The organism is Bradyrhizobium sp. P5_C11_2, from assembly GCF_054049755.1.
The window spans coordinates 1-1,517 of record NZ_JBFULT010000962.1 but is presented as its reverse complement, the minus strand read 5'-3'; the positions used below and the strand labels follow the sequence as shown (position 1 = coordinate 1,517).

2 protein-coding genes and 1 pseudogene are annotated in these 1,517 nt (G+C 62.0%); all 3 read left to right on the top strand.

Features of this window, described 5'->3' with window-relative positions:
* Window positions 1-558, top strand: a 558-nt coding sequence (locus tag ACXJL8_RS40735) for a transporter substrate-binding domain-containing protein (RefSeq protein WP_456686999.1), incomplete at its 5' end; no start/stop codon positions are given.
* A 17-nt stretch (window positions 559-575) separates the two neighbouring features.
* Window positions 576-1,292 carry an amino acid ABC transporter permease gene (locus ACXJL8_RS40730; RefSeq protein ID WP_456623324.1) on the top strand — a complete coding sequence of 239 codons (717 nt, stop codon included), beginning with the start codon at window positions 576-578 and terminating at the stop codon, window positions 1,290-1,292.
* A pseudogene (locus ACXJL8_RS40725) lies at window positions 1,289-1,517 on the top strand (amino acid ABC transporter permease); the annotation flags it as partial. The gene ACXJL8_RS40730 and the pseudogene ACXJL8_RS40725, both read left to right, overlap by 4 nt.

The window sequence follows — 1,517 nt, the reverse complement described above, 5'->3', positions numbered from 1 at the left end:
GAATTCCTGACCGCCGGCCGCATCGATGCGATCTTTGCCACGCTCGGCGTCACGGCCGAACGCGCCAAGGTCATCGACTTCACGACGGAATACGTTTCCGCTGCCGGCCCGTCCGTGCTGGCGGCCAAGGAAGCGACGATCTCCAAGTGGGAAGAGCTGAAGGGCAAGTCGGTCTGCGGCATCCAGGGCTCCTACTACAACAAGAAGATGACCGAGGAGTTCGGCATCAATCTCGTGGCCTTCAAGACCCAGCCGGAAGCCTATCGCGCGCTGAAGGACAATCGTTGCATCGGCTTCGTCTTTGACGACATGACGCTTCAGCAGAAGCTCAAGGAGCCCGATTGGGCAAGCTACAAGATCGCGGTGGCACCCTATGAATTCCAGCCGATGGCGGGCGGCCTCCGCAAGGGAGACACCGAATTCCACGAAGCCGTCGACAAGGCCATCGGGAAGGCCGAGGCCGAAGGCAAGCTGATCGCGTGGGAGACCGAGTTCGGCATGCCGCACTCCGACTACATTGCGGCGCGGGCGAAGGCAGCGGCTGCGAAGAAGAACTGACGGACACGGAGCGGCCTTTGTTCGGTCTCGATTATTCCTGGCTCGCGGATCCTGCGTACCAGCAATGGCTGCTGACCGGTCTCGTCAACACGCTGAAGCTGGCGGCGCTCTCATCGAGTGCCGCCATCCTCATCGGCATGCTCGGGGCTCTCGGGCTCACGCTGCGGATTTTCTGGCTCGATGCCCTGATCGAGTTGTTCGTAGAGGTGTTCCGCAACACGCCGCCGCTGTTGCAGATGCTGTTTGCCTATTTCACCCTCTCAACCCTCGGCCTCAGGGTGACCGATCCGTCGACGGGATTATCGGTTCCGCTTCTCAGTGCCTTTGCCTGCGCTGCGACTTCGCTCAGTCTCTTCGGCGGGGCGCTGGCGATCGAGGCCTTCCGCTCGGGCATCGAAACCATGCCGCGGTCGATCATCGATGCGGCGCGGTCACTGGGGTACGGCCGATGGGCCCGCTTCTGGCGCATCGAGGCGCCGATCGCCACGCGCATCTGCCTGCCGGGACTGACGAACATCCTGACCAACCTCTTCAAGACGACGTCGCAGGCATCCGTCATCACCGTGCCGGAACTGATGTACTACGCGGGACAGATCTACAATGACACGTTTCGCACGCTGGAGGTCATGATTCTGGTCCTCCTGATATACGTGGTGCTGGTGTCCATTCTCAGCTTCGCAATGGCGAGGCTTGAGGCCTTCATGGCCTTCCCAGGTTACGGGAGGGAGCATTGATCGCGGGCTCCATGCTCTCCTATGAGGGAAAGAAGCGCGCCGTTCTGCTGCTGATCGCCTTTGGCGTCGTCGTCTGGATCGGGGTCGATGCCGCGGCGGGCGGCTCGGCGCACTGGAGCCGCGTGCTGGTGCGGCTTCCTCTGCTTCTCACTGGCTCGGCGTCCGGCTGGCCGATCACGGGCGGCTTTGTCCTTAATATCATTCTCTCGCTCGCCTCCATGGCAC